Source organism: Williamsia sp. SKLECPSW1 (assembly GCF_054332755.1).
In genome coordinates, this window is sequence record NZ_JBTGLI010000001.1 from 735,246 (window position 1) to 750,490 (window position 15,245).

Here is a 15,245-nt window from a genome sequence, read left to right on the forward strand (position 1 = left end):
TCGTCGCCGCGGTCTGCGCGGCGATCACGCGTTGCCGGCCCGGTAGGCCGGGAACTGCTCGGTGTTGGCCTCGGAACCCGCGAACTGCTCGTCGCGATCGCCCGAACGGGAGCCGTTGCCGTTCCCGTTGTCGGCGTCGACCCGGCGGCGTTCCTCGCGGATCTCGTCCTCGGCCTGCATGCTCTCGCGGATCGCCTGCTGGGCGTTCTCCGGGAGGGTGTGCAGCATGTCCTCCACACGCTGGCGGTGTCGGGTGGCCGCCTTCCGCTCGGGCATACCGGGATTCGGCTGCACCTGCGGGATGATCTCGGAGAAGTCGTCTTTCGTGCCGCCACCGGAGACGCCGGCCTCGGCCAGCTGCGCCTCCTGAGCGGCGGTCGCGTCGTCCTTCTCCTCGGACATGCCGATGGGACCGAATCGGTCACCGGAGAGGAACTGCTTGACCGCGGGCTCGTCGGAGGTGAGCAGCACCTCGCGGGGCCCGAACATGACGAGTTCCTTGCGGAACAGCATGCCGATGTTGTCGGGGATGGTCCGCGCGATGTTGATGTTGTGCGTGACGATCAGGATCGTCGCGTCGATCTGGGAGTTGATGTCGATCAGCAGCTGCGAGATGTAGGCGGTGCGGACCGGGTCCAGACCGGAGTCGGGCTCGTCGCACAGGATGATCTGCGGGTCGAGAACCAGCGCGCGGGCCAGTCCGGCGCGCTTGCGCATACCGCCCGAGATCTCGCCGGGAAGCTTCTCCCCCGCGTCGGCCAGACCGACGAGGTCGAGCTTCTCCATGACGATGTCGCGGATCTCGCTCTCGCCCTTCTTGGTGTGCTCGCGCAACGGGAAGGCGGTGTTGTCGAAGAGGCTCATCGAGCCGAACAGCGCACCGTCCTGGAACAGCACGCCGAAGAGCTTGCGGATCTCGTAGAGCTCACGCGAGGAGCACTTGGTGATGTCGGTGCCGTCGACGATGACCGAGCCCTGTTCGGGGTGGAGCAGACCGATGAGCGCCTTGAGGAACACCGACTTGCCGGTACCCGACGGCCCCAGCAGCGCGCTGACCTCTCCCTCGGGGAGCGTCAGGGTGACGTCACGCCAGATGTTCTGCGAACCGAAGGACTTCGTGAGCCCTTCGACACTGACCTCGACACCCACGTTCGAACTCCTCTGCTGTCCCCGCCCGCTTGTGGTTCGAGTCACTGTAACCCACTGTTCGTGATCGCCGAACATCAACGCCCCATTTCGTGACCCTTGACGGGAATAGGGGCCTGAACTGGGGAAATGACACGTCCGGACGTGGAGACGACGACGAGGCCACCCCGCCGGAGCGGGGTGGCCTCGCCTGTTCTGCGTAGCCCGGCTACGCAGGTGTCACTTGACCGAGACGGACGCGCCGGCCTCTTCGAGCTTGGCCTTGGCCGCGTCGGCGGCCTCCTTGTCGACCTTCTCGAGGATCGCCTTGGGGGCGGACTCGACGAGGTCCTTGGCCTCCTTGAGGCCCAGGCCCGAGACGACCTCGCGGACGACCTTGATGACCTGGATCTTCTTGTCGCCGGCGCCCTCGAGGACGACGTCGAACTCGTCCTGCTCGGCGGCGGCCTCGGCGGCACCGCCGGCGGCGGGCGCACCCGCGGCCGCGACGGCGACCGGAGCCGCTGCGGTGACCTCGAAGACCTCTTCGAACTTCTTCACGAAATCGCTGAGCTCCAGCAGGGTCAGTTCCTTGAACTGATCGATGAGCTCGTCGGCGCTGAGCTTCGCCATGATGGCGTCCTTCCTGTCAGACCCCGGTGGGGTGTCGATCCCCGCGGGGACGTTTTCTGTGGTGGCGGCGGGTGCCGCCGGGTGGGTGGGTGTCGCGGAGAACTACTCCGCGGCTCCCGACTGCTTCTCCTGCAGGGCTGCGGCGAGCCGCGCGACCTGCGATGCGGGCTGGGTGAACAGCCCGGCGGCCTTGCTGAGGTTGCCCTTCATGGCGCCGGCCAGCTTGGCCAGCAGGACCTCACGGGTCTCCAGATCGGCGATCTGCTCGATCTCGGCCACGGACAGCGCGCGGCCGTCCATGTAGCCGCCCTTGACGACGAGCGACTTGTTGTCCTTGGCGAAGTTCTTGATCGCCTTCGCCGCGACGACGGGCTCACCCTCGATGAAGGCGATGGCGGTGGGACCGACGAACAGATCGTCGAGACCCTCCACACCCGCCTCCGAAGCGGCACGCTTGACGAGCGTGTTCTTGGCGACGGAGTAGGTCGCGCCCTCGCCGAGGGAACGACGCAGATCGGTGATCTGCTTGACCGACAGACCGCGGTACTCCGTGATCACGGTCGCCGTGGAACCCCGGAACTGCTCTGCGATCTCCGCGACTGCGGCGACCTTCTCGGACTTGGCCATGTCTCGCCTCCTCTCCTACGTGTCGTGCCGGACGAGCCCGGTGTGGCGGGTCGTCGAGCCCGGAGACGACGAACGCCCCGGACGCGGGAGTCCGGGGCGCGAGAGAGGCAGGCCGACATCGTCGGCTAGCACGGTCACACCTCGTCCACCTGCGTGGGTCGCCGGCGTGGAACACCGGGCCTTCGGAACCCCCGTGACGGGAGATCGACCGACGGTCTCTGGTTGAACGGTCAGAACGCGTCGCCGAGGCGACGAACGCACTGGTCTCCCAGCGTACGGGTCGTGCGGCACCGCTCCAAATCGTGGCCGTCGGCCGGACCGGGGGTGCTTGTCTCGGCGTACGAACGGTGACGATTCCATAACGGACGCCGCACGCGGTCGCACTGTTGTCACGAAGCGTGCGACCCCCTCGTCGCCCGGCAATAGGTTGGGTTACATTCGGGATGAAGGGGTCGTGACCTGCGCCACATTCACTGGGGAGCAGGCCGACCGACCACGGAGTGGACCCGAGGACGTGTCCGCTGCGACCAGCATCGCGCACGACGCGGTCCGGTGACGCAGACACGTGCTCGGCCCGCCACAGCGAAGGTGTGTGCGATGACAGTGTCTGCAGACCGCGGCGACATGCCGGCCATCCGGCCGGCGTCCCCTGCCGCGCCACGTCCGATCCACACGCCGCGCCGGGCCACCGCCCCGATCCCGACCCTCCCCCTCGGCGACCCCACCGGCGGCGCGGACGCACTCCGCTGGAAGCAGCTGGTCGACGGCCCGCAGCGATACCCCGACGTGCTGATCGACCGCGACGTCGAGATCCGTATGTCCGACGGGATCGTGCTGCGCGCCACGGTGATCCGCCCCGCCGATGCGATGCGCCGCGCGGTCACGACGACCCACCCCGCCGTCATCAGCATCAACCCCTACAACCGTGCGGTCCTCGACGCGATCGACACCGCGCTGCACAACCCGGTGTTCGGCCGCGGACTGCGGGGACTCGCGGGCGCTGTGGATCTGGCCGGGACACCGTTCGCCGGGGTCACCGGGGTCACCCAGACCCTGTCGGGCGGCGCACTCGAGGTGTTCGGCATCAACCGCAGCCTTGTCCGCAGCGGCTACACCCAGGTCATCGTCGACGTGCGCGGCACCGGGTCCTCACACGGCAAGTGGCAGATCCTCGGCGCCCGGGAGCAGCAGGACTCGGTGGAGATCTGCGAGTGGGTCGCCGATCAGCCCTGGTGCGACGGCACATTCGGCCTCGCCGGCTGGTCCTACTCCGCGATCAACTCGCTGCAGGCCGCCGACAAGCGGCCCGCCGGCCTCAAGGCCGTGTTCGCGGTCGAGGGCTGCGAGGACATCGTCCGCGACATCTACATCACCGGCGGCATGCCGTCGCTGTTCATCCCGATCTGGCTCGGGGTCGTCAACGCCCTCAAGTGGATGCCGAACCCGGCGACCGCGGCCAAGGATCTCGTCGACGGCAACACGCTGCGGTGGCTGCGGCACCGACTGGCCTCCCCGGCCACCGAGGTCGGTTCCCTCGCATGGGGTTTCCTCACCGGCCGCGACGACCGCATGTACGACGACCCCTACTTCGACGAGCGGGACCCCGAGGTGGAGCGGATCGACGTGCCCACCTTCCTGTTCGGCGCCTGGCACGACCTCTTCGGCCGCAGCGCGACGTCGGTCTACTCCCATCTCCGGATGGCCCCCGGCCGCAAGCAGCTCGTCGTCGCCGACGGGTATCACATCGACGCCGGCGCGGGATTCGGCGGCGCGGGGAACCCGCCGCGGGTCGACGTCCTCGAGCGCGCCTGGTTCGACCGCTGGCTCAAGGACATCGACAACGGCGTCGAGCACTACGGACCGGTCACCCTGCAGCAGCAGGGTGGGTCGTGGACGGCCGGTGCGAGTTTCCCGCGGCCCGAGGCCACGCTTCGTCGCCTCGACCTCACCGACGCGTGCTCGTCCACCGCCGACCACGCCGTGTTCGACGGCGCCCTCGGCACCGATCGGCCGCGCGGTCGCCGCGCGATCGGCGTGCGGCCGGACGCCCGCGGGCTGCGGTCGCGGGACATGACGCAGGTGACAGCCGGCATCACCGCGATGCTCGGCCGCGACTACACCGTCGACGCACGCGAGCAGGAGGCCGGCGGCCTCACGTTCACCACCGGGCCGGTCGCGGAACGCACCCAGATCTCCGGTTCGATGAACCTCCACCTCTACGTGTCGACCTCGGGCAACGAGGGGACCTGGGCGGTGACCGTCAACGACGTCGCACCCGACGGGACGTCGACCGTGCTCACCAACGGTGCGCTGACGGTGTCGAACCGCGCCTACGACAAGGAGCGGTCGGAGTACGCCGCCGACGGCACCCTGTTGTCGCCGTACCACTACCTCAGCCATCGGCGGAAGCTGCCGGTACCCGCGGACGTGCCCGTCCCGATCGACATCGACCTGGTCCCGACCGATGCGGTGCTCGAGATCGGTCACCGTATGCGCGTCGACGTCTACGCGTCGAGCTTCCCGCGGTACCTGACCGTGGTGCCGGACCTGATCCGCGCCCGCGGCCGGCGCCAGTCGCTGGTCCTCGACGCCAAGCACCCGAGCTACCTGTCGTTCCTGGCGATCGGCGCACCCGGCTGGTGACAGGCGCGGGGTGACACTCGCGCCACCCCGCCGACCGGGCCACAACCCTCCGCCGACCGTGCCACAACCCTCCGCCGACCGTGCCGAAAGCGCTCGGTGAGCGGGCACTACCCGATGGGCACGTCGCTCTCGGTGAACAGGATCCGGTAGATCCAGCCCGCCTCCGGACCGACGACGTCGGTGACGAGGTCGATCAGCGTCGCCGCGAAACCCGAACCGTGCGCTGCTCCCCCGCTGTCGTCGAGGTGATGTGCCACTTCGTGGAGCACGACGAGTTCGCGCAGCGCCCACCTGCCGTCGCCGTCCTCCGGTACCGCGATCACCGCGGGCGGCCCCGCCTCGTAGTGGGCGCTGACCGGGCCCCGGCGCACCCGCACCGCGACCGGCTCCGTCGCACGGGGGAACCGTTCCCGTACCGACGGCCGCGCGAGGACCCGCTCGACGTGGTCGGCCACCGAGGCCACGGAGGCGAACCGCGCCTCGGGCGGGACGGTGACGGTTACGCCGCCGACCTGCGCGGTGCCGCCCGCCGCCTCGAACACGAGGTGCGCCATGCGTTCCGCGGCGTAGAGCGCTGACCGTCCCGAGTCCCGATCGCCGCCGGTCACCGCGACATCAGCCCTCCTCCAGCGCGGCCCGCGACCCGCCGAGACGCTCCTGCTCGCCGATACGGGCGCGACGACCCGCCCGGTCACCGGCGCGACGTGCACCCTCGGAGTAGCCTGCCGACGCGCTCGACCCCCGCCAGGTGCCGCGCGCGGTGGACTCGGCACGGTGGTAGTCGACCACCTCGATCTCCTTGTCTCGCAGCGCGATCTGGGTGGAGTGCGACCCACCGACGTCGGCGGATTCGGCTTCGGCGCGGGCCTGGTCGCGCGCCTCGCGCAGCCGGGTGCCGATGCGTTCGGCGAAGGCGGACTGGAAGTTCAGGCGGGCGGTGATCGGCGACAACGGGGTGTACTGCACCCGGCGACGGGTCCGCCACCCGTCGCGGTCGGTGACGACCCGCGCCGCCGTCTCCTCCTTGTAGGCACCGGATTTCAGATAGGCGTCGCTCGCGGCGACCATCTGCACCACCAGCGAGCTGTAGAGCGTCTCCGTCGCATCGATGTCACCGGAGAACCCGTAGGCCATCACGAACGTCGAGTTGTGTGCCACGTCGACCTTGAGGTCGTTGGCATGACCGATCGCCACGAACAGGGCGACGTAGGTCCGCAGTCCGCGTTTCCCGGCGGTACCGATCGCGATCTGGCGGACCGTCGGCGCCGAGCGCGCGGCCGACGGGTCGTGCGCGCGGGCCACCGCGATGTCGATGGAGGCGGCGGTCGCGAGCCGCTGTGCGGCCTGCAGGAAGGTCGCGGCCTCGTGTTCGTTGTCGGTGCCCTCGGCCTGCCGCAGCAGGTTCGCGATGCGGGTGAGGTTCTTGTCGTCTCGCATGTTCATTCGACTCTCGCAGACGCCCATCGGTTCCATCGTCGCGCAGACGACGACAGCCGCGTCGGATCATCCGATCCGGCGCGGCTGTCGCGTGTCGTGACGCGGGGCCCGTGGCCCCGGGTGTCTCAGGCCTCCGCGGGCACCGCGTAGTTGCGGTTGATCGACGGGTCGACCGGGATGCCCGGGCCGGACGTCGTCGAGACGGTGACCTTCTTCAGGTACCGGCCCTTCGCCGCCGACGGCTTCGCGCGCAGGATCTCGTCGAGCGCGGCGCCGTAGTTCTCGGCCAGCTTGGTCTGGTCGAACGAGGCCTTGCCGATGACGAAGTGCAGGTTGGCGGCCTTGTCGACGCGGAAGTTGATCTTTCCGCCCTTGATGTCGTTGACAGCCTTGGTGACGTCCGGGGTGACCGTGCCGGTCTTCGGGTTCGGCATCAGACCACGCGGGCCCAGGACGCGTGCGATGCGTCCGACCTTGGCCATCTGGTCCGGCGTGGCGATCGCCGCGTCGAACTCGAGCCAGCCGCCCTGGATCTTCTCGATCAGGTCCTCGGCACCGACCTCGTCGGCGCCGGCGGCGGTGGCCTCGGCGGCCTTGTCACCGACGGCGAACACGATGACGCGGGCGGTCTTGCCCGTGCCGTGCGGCAGGTTCACCGTGCCGCGGACCATCTGGTCGGCCTTGCGGGGGTCCACACCGAGACGGACCGCGACCTCGACGGTGGCGTCGTAGTTCGCCGACGCCGTCTCCTTCGCCAGCGCTGCAGCCTCCAGCGGGCTGTACAGCTTGTCGCGATCCACCTTCTCGGCGGCCGCCTGGTATGCCTTGCTCTTCTTGCTCATGTGCTCATGTCCTTCTCCGCAGCTCACGCGGATCGGTGGTTGACGGGCCGAGCCGGCCCTCCCACGGGATGTCTTGGTGTCGACGGACTCGCCGACGGTGTCAGCCGTCGACCGTGATGCCCATCGACCGGGCGGTGCCGGCGATGATCTTCGCGGCCTGCTCGACGTCGTTGGCGTTGAGGTCTTCCTGCTTGGTCTGGGCGATCTCGCGGATCTGGTCCATGGTGACCTTCCCGACCTTCGTGCTGTGCGGCTCTCCCGAACCCTTCTGCAGGCCGGCGGCCTTCAGCAGCAGCTTCGACGCGGGCGGCGTCTTCAGCTTGAAGTCGAACGACCGGTCCTCGTAGACGGAGATCTCGACCGGGATGACCGACCCGCGCTGCGACTCGGTCGCGGCGTTGTAGGCCTTGCAGAACTCCATGATGTTCACGCCGTGCTGACCCAGCGCCGGACCCACCGGCGGGGCGGGGTTCGCCGCGCCGGCCTGGATCTGGAGCTTGATGATCCCGGCGAGCTTCTTCTTCTTGGGGGGCATCTCTCTTACCTTTGGTTGTCCTCGTGTGTGCCCGTGTCACCCACCCGATCGCACCGGGTGACGCACGGACGTCCGCGTCCGCTGGAGACGCGAAGTGTGGGAGGCCTGGTCAGATCTTCTCGACCTGACCGAAGCCGAGTTCGACGGGCGTCTCGCGACCGAAGATCGAGACCAGCACCTTCACCTTGCGCTGCTCGGCGTTGACCTCGCTGATCGACGCCGGGAGCGTGGCGAAGGGCCCGTCCATGACGGTGACGCTCTCGCCGACCTGGAAGTCGACCTCGATGGTCGACGCGGCCGCGGCGGCCTCGACACCGTCGGCACCGGCGCCCGACTTGCCCGCGGTCGACTTCTTCGCCTCGACGCGCGGCAGGAGGAACTTCAGGACCTCCTTGAGCGACAGCGGCGACGGCTTGTTGCCGACCTGGCTGACGAACCCGGTGACACCCGGGGTGTTCCGCACGGCGCCCCACGACTCGTCGTTGAGCTCCATGCGCACCAGGATGTAGCCCGGCAGCACCTTGCGGTTGACCTTCTTCTGCTGGCCGTTCTTGATCTCGGTGACCTCTTCGGTCGGGACCTCGACCTGGAAGATGTAGTCGCCGACGTCGAGGTTCTGCACGCGGGTCTCGAGGTTGGCCTTCACCTTGTTCTCGTACCCCGCGTAGGAGTGGATGACGTACCAGTCGCCGGGTGCGCGGCGGAGTTCCTTCTTGAGCTCCTCGACGGGGTCGACCTCCTCGGCCGGCTCGTCGTCCCCGGTCGCGCCGGACTCGTCGGTCCCGGTCTCGTCGGACTCGACGGGCTCGGTGATGGACCCGGCGACGGCGTCGGTCAGCTCGGCGGTCGCCTCGGCGTCGACCGGGGCGTCGGTGACGTCCTCGCCGGACTCGACGATCTCGCGGTCGGCGTCCTGGATCGCCTCGGTGTCCGTGACGGTCTCGACCTCACCGGCGGTGTCGTTCTCGGGGGTGCTCACTGCAGCCCACGCTCCCTTTCGTTTCTGTCGTGCTCGCGTGTCGTTCCGGTCTCGGCGCCGTGCGCGGTCAGCCGAACAACCACAGGACGAGCCGGGCGAACCCGATGTCGATCCCCGAGATGAACGCGGTCATGACGATCACGAAGATCAGCACGATGATCGTGTAGTTGATCATCTCCTGACGCGACGGCCAGATGACCTTCCGCATCTCGGCGACCACCTGGGTGAGGAACACCCACAGTCGCGCGAACGGGTTGCGACGACGCTCCTTCTCGGGGGCGTCGCCGGGACGTTCCTTGAGGGCGACTCCCCCGCCGACGGTGTCGTCGGAGGTGTCTGCCACGGCCGTCGCCGCCCCACGCTTGCCGCGCGGGGTGGACGACCGCTTGCCCGACGGACGCAGTTCGCCTGCGTCGTCGGCGGCGTCGGTGCCGGCCTCGGGAGCGTCGACGTCGGTGGCGTCGGCATCGGCGGCCCCCTTGGCGCGGGCAGCTCTATCGCGCTTGCTCACCGTGATCCTCTCCGTCGTCTGGCGTGACGGCCGGACCTTCGCCGACCGGATGCAGGGGCGACAGGACTTGAACCTGCAACCTGCGGTTTTGGAGACCGCTGCTCTGCCAGTTGAGCTACGCCCCTCTATCGTGCCCCGACACGATCAACGCGCCGCCTCGATGGCAGCGCGCAGCGTGAGGACCACAGACACTGCAGTGTACGACACGCGCTCCGTCCAACTCCAATCCGCCCATGTCAGCAGGGGTGGACGGGGTCTGTCGGGGCCCGTCGGCCGATCGGTCCCGATCAGCCGAACTGCACGTTGGCGAACGCGCGACCGAAGATCTTCTTGCCGTTCGACTTGGCGACCATCGCGATCTGTCCGCGACGGGTCTCGGGATCGAGCGACTTGATCTTCGCCGTGAGGTCCATCTGGCCCTGCCCGTCGGCCGGGACGTAGACCGGACTGGTGAACCGCACGTTGTACTCGTAGACCGCACCCGGATCGCCGACGAACGCCGTCAGGTAGCCGGCGCCGATGCCCATCGTCTGCATGCCGTGCGCGACGGCGGTGTCGAGCCCGACGATGTGGGCGATCTCGTCACTGAAGTGGATGGGGTTGGGGTCCCCGGCGACACCGGCGTAGTTGATGAGGTTGCCGCGGGTGAGCTTCACGGTCCGCGGTTCGAGCTCCTGGCCGACGTGGACGTCGTCGAAGCTGATCGCGCCGTACGGCTTGGGGTCGACCACGGGGTCGGGCTCGGTGAAGAAGCCGCTGTGGTCGGGGACCGTGCGTCCGTGGTCGTAGAAGGCGCCCTCCACCAGCATGGTGTTCGAGACGGTCTTCATGAACGACGGGTCGGGGGCCTCACCGGCGCGGGCGACCAGCGTGGTCCAGGTCGTCATGACCGGGACGTCGTGCTGGTTGTGGATCTGGTTCTTCGTCACCATGATGTCCGCGCCGCCCATCTGGCGGTACGAGTCGAGCGACACGACGCAGATGAGACGATCGCCGACCTCGACGGGCTTGTGGAAGACCAGACGCTGATCGGTCTGCATCATCTTCCACAGGTCCCAGCCCTCCACCATCTCCTCGAAGAGACGGCGCTGGGCGATCATGCCCGGGATGGCGACGAACGACAGCGGGGCGATCAGGGTGGGGTGGCCGTTCGCGTTGGCCGCGGCCTCGTTCCAGTGGACGGGGTTGCCGTCCTGCACGGCGCGGGCGTACTCGCGGACCTTCTCGCGGCCGACCTCGTAGTAGTCCTCGACCGTGTAGTGGAAACCGACCTGGGCGGCGGTCCGCTCCGCGATCTCCGCCGGCGACAGACTCGTCTGGTTGGCCATGATGGCCAGCCGGTCCTCGACGGAGTTGATGGACGTATCGCTCACGTTGGTCACCCGAATCCCTGTCTCTCGCCGACTCCTTCTACCCGAAGTGACCACCGCCGCGTACGGCGATGGTCACGTGGAGGGAAGCGTCAGCGCGATTCCTTGTGCCCCTGGTGCTTGCCGCAGTTGGGGCAGAACTTCTTGATCTCGAGTCGATCGGGATCGTTGCGACGGTTCTTCTTGGTGATGTAGTTGCGGTGCTTGCACACCTCGCAGGCCAAGGTGATCTTCGGCCGCACATCGGTCGAGGAGGCCATAGTCTCTCGCCTTTCGGGTGAATGTCTCGGGGGTAGCGATGGCCGGACTCGAACCGGCGACCTAACGATTATGAGTCGTTCGCTCTAACCAACTGAGCTACACCGCCATGGCACCCCGGGGGGTTGGTCCCGGGAGTCCAGCGAGCCCCCTAACGGAATCGAACCGTTGACCTTTTCCTTACCATGGAAACGCTCTACCGACTGAGCTAAGGGGGCCGGTTCTCCGGGCAGCGAACCGCCCTGAGAGCCGTGTCGAGGTTACACACCGCTGCGATGGGTGACCAAATCGCTGTGACCTCGGCTGTGGCACGTGAAGGATTCGAACCTTCGTAGCTTGCGCGACGGATTTACAGTCCGCTCCCTTTGGCCGCTCGGGCAACGTGCCGTGCGCCGCGCGACACTCTCCGCGCGACGAGGAGAAACAGTACAACGTCGACCCCGGCGTCGCGAAAACCGCACGTCGGCCCCAGGTGTCGGTCGCACCCTCCGGTTTCGCCCGGGGATCGTGCGGCTCGCCCGCGACGTCGTCGGTTCGCCACCCACGGTGCGATTCGCCCGCCGAATTCGGCGGGCGAGACGCGCGCCCGGTGGCGAGACCTCACCACCCCATCGCCCGAGCGATCCGCTCGACCACGGTGCGGGGGCGGTCACGTGCCTCCCGTGCGCTCCATCGGACGAGCCGGAGCCCCTCGTCCAGGAAACGCTGCTGTCGGTACTTCTCGTCCTCGAGCACCTCCTCGACGGTGCGGTCGGAGTATCGGCCGAAGTACTTCCCCTCCCCGTCGCACTCCCCGATCAGATCGTCGCCGAACAGGAAGTCACACCGACCGAGGAAGACGCCGGCGCGGTCGCAGATGTCCTGCTGCGTCAGCGGCACGGGAAGGCCGGCGTCGACCACGAGGAGTCGGCTCCTCGTCTCGGCCGGACTCTCGCACGCGGGATCCATCCGAGCCAGGAGAATCGACCCTCGGCGCGAGCCGTGCCTCCCACGACGCAGTTGGTCGCCGATGTCGTCGGCCGTGCACAAGCCGCGCTTCAGGGCCGCGTCGCCCGCCGCGACCGCGGTGAGGATCGGCGCTGTGCGCGCGAGGTCGGCGATCGTGCGTGCGACGGAGGTCACGAGCACTCCGTCGGCGAAGACGAGGTCGTCGGCGTCGACATTGCGGTGCAGGATCTGCACCCCGCTTGCGCGGGTGCCCGACGCGCCGACGCCAGGCCGCCCCAGATGGACCCGCGAGAGGTCCGCGTCGGGTATCGGCAGGCCGTGGTGCGCGGCCGCGGTGACGTTCGCCAGGCCGACCCCGACCACCGCATCGCGGGCCACCGCGCGAGCGAGGACGAGGTGGCGCTCCTCGGGGAACCCGTTCAGCAGTCGACGTGGTGCGTAGTACCCGCCGCCGAGAGCTGCCAGCTGCCGCTGCGCGACGGCGGCTGCGATGTCGGCCGGACTCGACCCGAGTTCGAGGAGCCGCGCACGACGGACGGCAGTGGGGAGGGCGACGAGATCGATGCTCACGCTCGAACCATCACCGACCGGACCGACCGGCCGGAACGGATCCTCCCGGGTTGTGCACAGGTGAGGCGTCTGAGCGACATCTGGGGACAACCCGGTTCGCCCGCGCGACCCCGGCTCGCCCGCGGAATCGGTCGGGCGAACCCTGCAGCGCGAGGCGAAGCGGACAGAACGCGGGCGAAACGGGGTTGCCCGATGCGAACTGCGTCGAGACCCGGGGTGGGACGTCGATAGGGTGGCGCAATGGCTGATTCATCGTTCGACGTGGTGAGCAAGGTCGATCGTCAGGAGGTCGACAACGCCCTGAACCAGGCGGCGAAGGAGCTCTCGCAGCGGTACGACTTCCGCGGGACCAACACCGGGATCGAGTGGTCCGGGGAGGAGAGCATCGTCATCTCCTCCGACTCCGAGGAGCGCACGCAGGCCGGGCTCGAGGTGTTCCGGGAGAAGTTGATCCGCCGCGACATCTCCCTCAAGGCGTTCGAGGCCGGTGACCCGCAGTCGTCGGGCAAGGGCTTCAAGATCACCGGCACCATCAAGCAGGGCATCGACACCGAGAAGGCCAAGAAGATCACCAAGGCCATCCGCGACGAGGGCCCGAAGGGCGTGAAGGCGCAGGTCCAGGGCGACGAGCTGCGGGTGTCGAGCAAGAAGCGCGACGACCTGCAGGCCGTCATCTCACTGCTGAAGGGCAAGGACTTCGAGATCGCCCTGCAGTTCGTGAACTACCGGTAGCCGCCGCGCGCCATCTCCTCCAGGCGCGCGATGCGCTGCTCCATCGGCGGGTGCGTCGAGAACAACTGACCGATGCGCTCGCCGTTGCGGAACGGGTTGGCGATCATCAGGTGGCTCTGCGCGGCCAGATCGGGCTGGGGCGGCAGCGGGGCGGCCTGCACCCCGCCGGAGATCTTGCGCAGCGCCGACGCGAGCGCCAGCGGGTCGCCGGTCAGCTCCGCGCCGGAGGCGTCGGCCTGGTACTCCCGCGACCGCGACACCGCGAGCTTCACGACGGTCGCGGCGATCGGCCCGAGCAGCGCGATGAGGATCAACGCGAACGGGTTCGTCCCGCCCTCGCGGTTGCCGCCGAACATCCCGGCGAACATCGCGAAGTTGGCGAGGCCGGAGACGACGGCGGCGAGTGCACCGGCGATCGACGAGATGAGGATGTCGCGGTTGTAGACGTGGCTCAGCTCGTGGCCCAGCACCGCCCGCAGCTCCCGCTCGTCGAGCAGGCCCAGGATCCCCTGCGTGCAGCAGACCGCCGCGTTCTTCGGGTTGCGACCGGTGGCGAACGCGTTCGGCGCGTCGGTGGGGCTGATGTACAGCGCCGGCATCGGCTGGCGTGCGGTGGTCGCGAGTTCCCGGACGATCCGGTACATCACCGGCGCCTGCACCTCGGTGACCGGCTGCGCGTGCATCGCCCGCAGCGCCATCTTGGCGCTGTTGAAGTAGACGTAGGCGTTCATGCCGACCGCGAAGAGCACCGCGATGAACAGGATCGCGGGGCTCCGGAAGGCGGCACCGATGGCGACGATGATCGCCGACATGACGCCGAGCAGCAGAACGGTCTTCAGTCCGTTGGCGTGGCCGTGCATGGCGTGGACTCCTGGGATCGAACGGGGCCGGGGTCTCCGGTCACCCGGTCAACGGATCGCCGCTGTCGCCGGTTCCCGCGGGTCAGCCGACGCGTTCGACGGTGTAGCGCACCAGCGAACTGAACGCGCCCTTCGCGTCGTTGTCGGGCAGCGCGTCGAGTTCGGTACGTGCCCGCTCGGCGTAGTCGGCGAGGGTCGCGTGGGCGCGGCCCATCCCCGTCGACGACGTCAGCAAAGACAAGGCCTCGTCGACCTCCGCGTCGTCGGTGAGCGCCCGGCGCTCCCCCGTCGGCGTCAGCAGCAGTTCCCGCAGTCGCGTGCCCTCGGCTCCCGGCTCGTCGAGCGCATAGAGCACGGGCAGCGTGTGCACGCCCTCGCGCAGATCGGTGCCGGGGGTCTTGCCCGACTCCCCCGACGCGGAGCTGATGTCGATGATGTCGTCGGACACCTGGAACGCCGTCCCGACGATCCCGCCGAGGCGCGCCAACCGTTCGACGGTGTCGTCGTCGGCACCCGATGTCATGGCACCGAACCGTCCGGCGGCGGAGATGAGGACGGCCGTCTTCTCCCACACGACGGTGAGGTAGTGGTCGACGGCGCTCTTGTCGGGCGTGCTGCCGATGGTCTCGCGCATCTGACCGGTGACGAGTTCGGCGAACGTGTCGGCGATGATCAGCACCGAGTCCGGCCCCAGCATCGACACCAGACGCGATGCGCGCGCGAACAGGAAGTCGCCGGCGAGGATCGCGACGCTGTTGCCCCAGCGGGCGTTCGCGCTGACCGCACCGCGGCGCATGGTGGCCTCGTCCATGACGTCGTCGTGGTAGAGCGTCGCGAGGTGGATGAGCTCGATCACGGTGGCCGCGGTGATGACGTCGTCGGCGCGCGGCCGGGTGCCGAAGTGCGCCGAGAGCAGCGCGAACAACGGCCGGAAGCGCTTGCCACCGGCGCGGGCGAGATGCGTCGCGGCCTCGGTGAGGAAGTCCTCGCCCGACGACAGCTCGGACAGCAGCAGGTCCTCGACGCGGGCCAGTGAGCTGCCGATCTCCTCGGCGAACTCGGCCGAACCCATGTCGATGCCGGCGAAGGTGGTCTTCACTCCTCGCGCCTTGACGTGTCCACGGACGGCTCCATCTCCTCGGCCCGGCTCCGGGGCGGCCCACCGCGGCGCGGGT

Annotated in this window: 16 protein-coding genes and 4 tRNA genes; 2 read left to right on the forward strand and 18 right to left on the reverse strand. The window is 68.8% G+C overall.

The annotated features are described in order from the left end of the window. Positions 1–24: 24 nt before the first annotated feature. The 3 genes from ACXVUM_RS03250 to rplJ all read right to left on the reverse strand — a co-directional run bounded on the left by ACXVUM_RS03250 (position 25) and on the right by rplJ (position 2,385). Positions 25–1,149, reverse strand: a complete 1,125-nt coding sequence (locus ACXVUM_RS03250; protein ID WP_458520437.1) for an ABC transporter ATP-binding protein — start codon at positions 1,147–1,149, stop codon at positions 25–27. Positions 1,150–1,365: 216 nt separating this feature from the next. After that, positions 1,366–1,758, reverse strand: coding sequence for a 50S ribosomal protein L7/L12 (gene rplL / locus ACXVUM_RS03255; protein WP_458520438.1), 393 nt, complete (start codon positions 1,756–1,758; stop codon positions 1,366–1,368). 102 nt (positions 1,759–1,860) lie between these two features. Next, positions 1,861–2,385, reverse strand: a complete 525-nt coding sequence (gene rplJ, locus ACXVUM_RS03260; protein ID WP_458520439.1) for a 50S ribosomal protein L10 — start codon at positions 2,383–2,385, stop codon at positions 1,861–1,863. A 597-nt stretch (positions 2,386–2,982) separates the two neighbouring features. Between rplJ and ACXVUM_RS03265 the strand changes: the two genes are divergently transcribed. Continuing rightward, entirely contained in the window at positions 2,983–5,028 is a 2,046-nt protein-coding gene (locus ACXVUM_RS03265) for a CocE/NonD family hydrolase (RefSeq protein ID WP_458520440.1), read from the forward strand. A gap of 107 nt (positions 5,029–5,135) precedes the next feature. Here the strand turns inward: ACXVUM_RS03265 and ACXVUM_RS03270 are convergent, their stop codons facing one another. The 13 genes from ACXVUM_RS03270 to ACXVUM_RS03330 all read right to left on the reverse strand — a co-directional run bounded on the left by ACXVUM_RS03270 (position 5,136) and on the right by ACXVUM_RS03330 (position 12,478). Then, positions 5,136–5,636, reverse strand: coding sequence for a TIGR04338 family metallohydrolase (locus ACXVUM_RS03270; RefSeq protein WP_458520441.1), 501 nt, complete (start codon positions 5,634–5,636; stop codon positions 5,136–5,138). Positions 5,637–5,643: 7 nt separating this feature from the next. Further along, the gene (locus ACXVUM_RS03275; RefSeq protein ID WP_458522766.1) at positions 5,644–6,465 is read right to left on the reverse strand and encodes a DUF2786 domain-containing protein; all 822 of its coding nucleotides are present in this window, start codon (positions 6,463–6,465) and stop codon (positions 5,644–5,646) included. Between the two features lie 125 nt (positions 6,466–6,590). Further along, positions 6,591–7,307, reverse strand: a complete 717-nt coding sequence (gene rplA / locus ACXVUM_RS03280) for a 50S ribosomal protein L1 (protein WP_458520442.1) — start codon at positions 7,305–7,307, stop codon at positions 6,591–6,593. A 100-nt stretch (positions 7,308–7,407) separates the two neighbouring features. After that, on the reverse strand, positions 7,408–7,842 hold the full coding sequence (rplK, locus tag ACXVUM_RS03285; protein WP_458520443.1) for a 50S ribosomal protein L11: 435 nt from the start codon (positions 7,840–7,842) through the stop codon (positions 7,408–7,410). A gap of 109 nt (positions 7,843–7,951) precedes the next feature. Next, the gene (nusG, locus tag ACXVUM_RS03290; RefSeq protein WP_458520444.1) at positions 7,952–8,821 is read right to left on the reverse strand and encodes a transcription termination/antitermination protein NusG; all 870 of its coding nucleotides are present in this window, start codon (positions 8,819–8,821) and stop codon (positions 7,952–7,954) included. 67 nt (positions 8,822–8,888) lie between these two features. After that, complete coding sequence (gene secE / locus ACXVUM_RS03295) at positions 8,889–9,332, reverse strand: preprotein translocase subunit SecE (RefSeq protein WP_458520445.1); 444 nt, start codon at positions 9,330–9,332, stop codon at positions 8,889–8,891. 52 nt (positions 9,333–9,384) lie between these two features. Beyond that, positions 9,385–9,457: transfer RNA gene (locus ACXVUM_RS03300), tRNA-Trp, on the reverse strand. Positions 9,458–9,619: 162 nt separating this feature from the next. Next, positions 9,620–10,705 carry a fused (3R)-hydroxyacyl-ACP dehydratase subunits HadA/HadB gene (locus ACXVUM_RS03305; protein WP_458520446.1) on the reverse strand — a complete coding sequence of 362 codons (1,086 nt, stop codon included), beginning with the start codon at positions 10,703–10,705 and terminating at the stop codon, positions 9,620–9,622. A gap of 89 nt (positions 10,706–10,794) precedes the next feature. Beyond that, positions 10,795–10,962: a 50S ribosomal protein L33 gene (rpmG, locus tag ACXVUM_RS03310; protein ID WP_045823858.1), complete on the reverse strand. Its 168-nt coding sequence runs from the start codon at positions 10,960–10,962 to the stop codon at positions 10,795–10,797. Positions 10,963–10,995: 33 nt separating this feature from the next. Beyond that, positions 10,996–11,069: transfer RNA gene (locus tag ACXVUM_RS03315), tRNA-Met, on the reverse strand. A 36-nt stretch (positions 11,070–11,105) separates the two neighbouring features. Beyond that, positions 11,106–11,178: transfer RNA gene (locus ACXVUM_RS03320), tRNA-Thr, on the reverse strand. A gap of 88 nt (positions 11,179–11,266) precedes the next feature. Continuing rightward, positions 11,267–11,347 (reverse strand) — tRNA-Tyr (locus tag ACXVUM_RS03325). A gap of 213 nt (positions 11,348–11,560) precedes the next feature. Next, entirely contained in the window at positions 11,561–12,478 is a 918-nt protein-coding gene (locus tag ACXVUM_RS03330; protein ID WP_458520447.1) for a hypothetical protein, read from the reverse strand. Between the two features lie 240 nt (positions 12,479–12,718). Between ACXVUM_RS03330 and ACXVUM_RS03335 the strand changes: the two genes are divergently transcribed. Beyond that, positions 12,719–13,210: a YajQ family cyclic di-GMP-binding protein gene (locus ACXVUM_RS03335; RefSeq protein WP_458520448.1), complete on the forward strand. Its 492-nt coding sequence runs from the start codon at positions 12,719–12,721 to the stop codon at positions 13,208–13,210. On the opposite strand, the gene htpX is transcribed toward ACXVUM_RS03335, so the two are convergent. Continuing rightward, positions 13,201–14,070, reverse strand: a complete 870-nt coding sequence (gene htpX / locus ACXVUM_RS03340; RefSeq protein WP_458520449.1) for a zinc metalloprotease HtpX — start codon at positions 14,068–14,070, stop codon at positions 13,201–13,203. The two genes, ACXVUM_RS03335 and htpX, sit on opposite strands and share 10 nt — an antisense overlap. 82 nt (positions 14,071–14,152) lie before the next feature. Then, positions 14,153–15,169, reverse strand: coding sequence for a polyprenyl synthetase family protein (locus ACXVUM_RS03345; protein ID WP_458520450.1), 1,017 nt, complete (start codon positions 15,167–15,169; stop codon positions 14,153–14,155). Positions 15,170–15,245: the final 76 nt, after the last annotated feature.

Excerpts from the sequence above, each read along its gene's own strand:
- rplK (WP_458520443.1), bottom strand. The coding sequence starts at position 7,842 with ATGCCCCCCAAGAAGAAGAAGCTCGCCGGGATCATCAAGCTCCAGATC.
- rplL (WP_458520438.1), bottom strand. The coding sequence starts at position 1,758 with ATGGCGAAGCTCAGCGCCGACGAGCTCATCGATCAGTTCAAGGAACTG.
- ACXVUM_RS03335 (WP_458520448.1), top strand. The coding sequence starts at position 12,719 with ATGGCTGATTCATCGTTCGACGTGGTGAGCAAGGTCGATCGTCAGGAG.
- rplA (WP_458520442.1), bottom strand. The coding sequence starts at position 7,307 with ATGAGCAAGAAGAGCAAGGCATACCAGGCGGCCGCCGAGAAGGTGGAT.
- ACXVUM_RS03265 (WP_458520440.1), top strand. The coding sequence starts at position 2,983 with ATGACAGTGTCTGCAGACCGCGGCGACATGCCGGCCATCCGGCCGGCG.
- ACXVUM_RS03275 (WP_458522766.1), bottom strand. The coding sequence starts at position 6,465 with ATGCGAGACGACAAGAACCTCACCCGCATCGCGAACCTGCTGCGGCAG.
- rpmG (WP_045823858.1), bottom strand. The coding sequence starts at position 10,962 with ATGGCCTCCTCGACCGATGTGCGGCCGAAGATCACCTTGGCCTGCGAG.
- htpX (WP_458520449.1), bottom strand. The coding sequence starts at position 14,070 with ATGCACGGCCACGCCAACGGACTGAAGACCGTTCTGCTGCTCGGCGTC.
- rplJ (WP_458520439.1), bottom strand. The coding sequence starts at position 2,385 with ATGGCCAAGTCCGAGAAGGTCGCCGCAGTCGCGGAGATCGCAGAGCAG.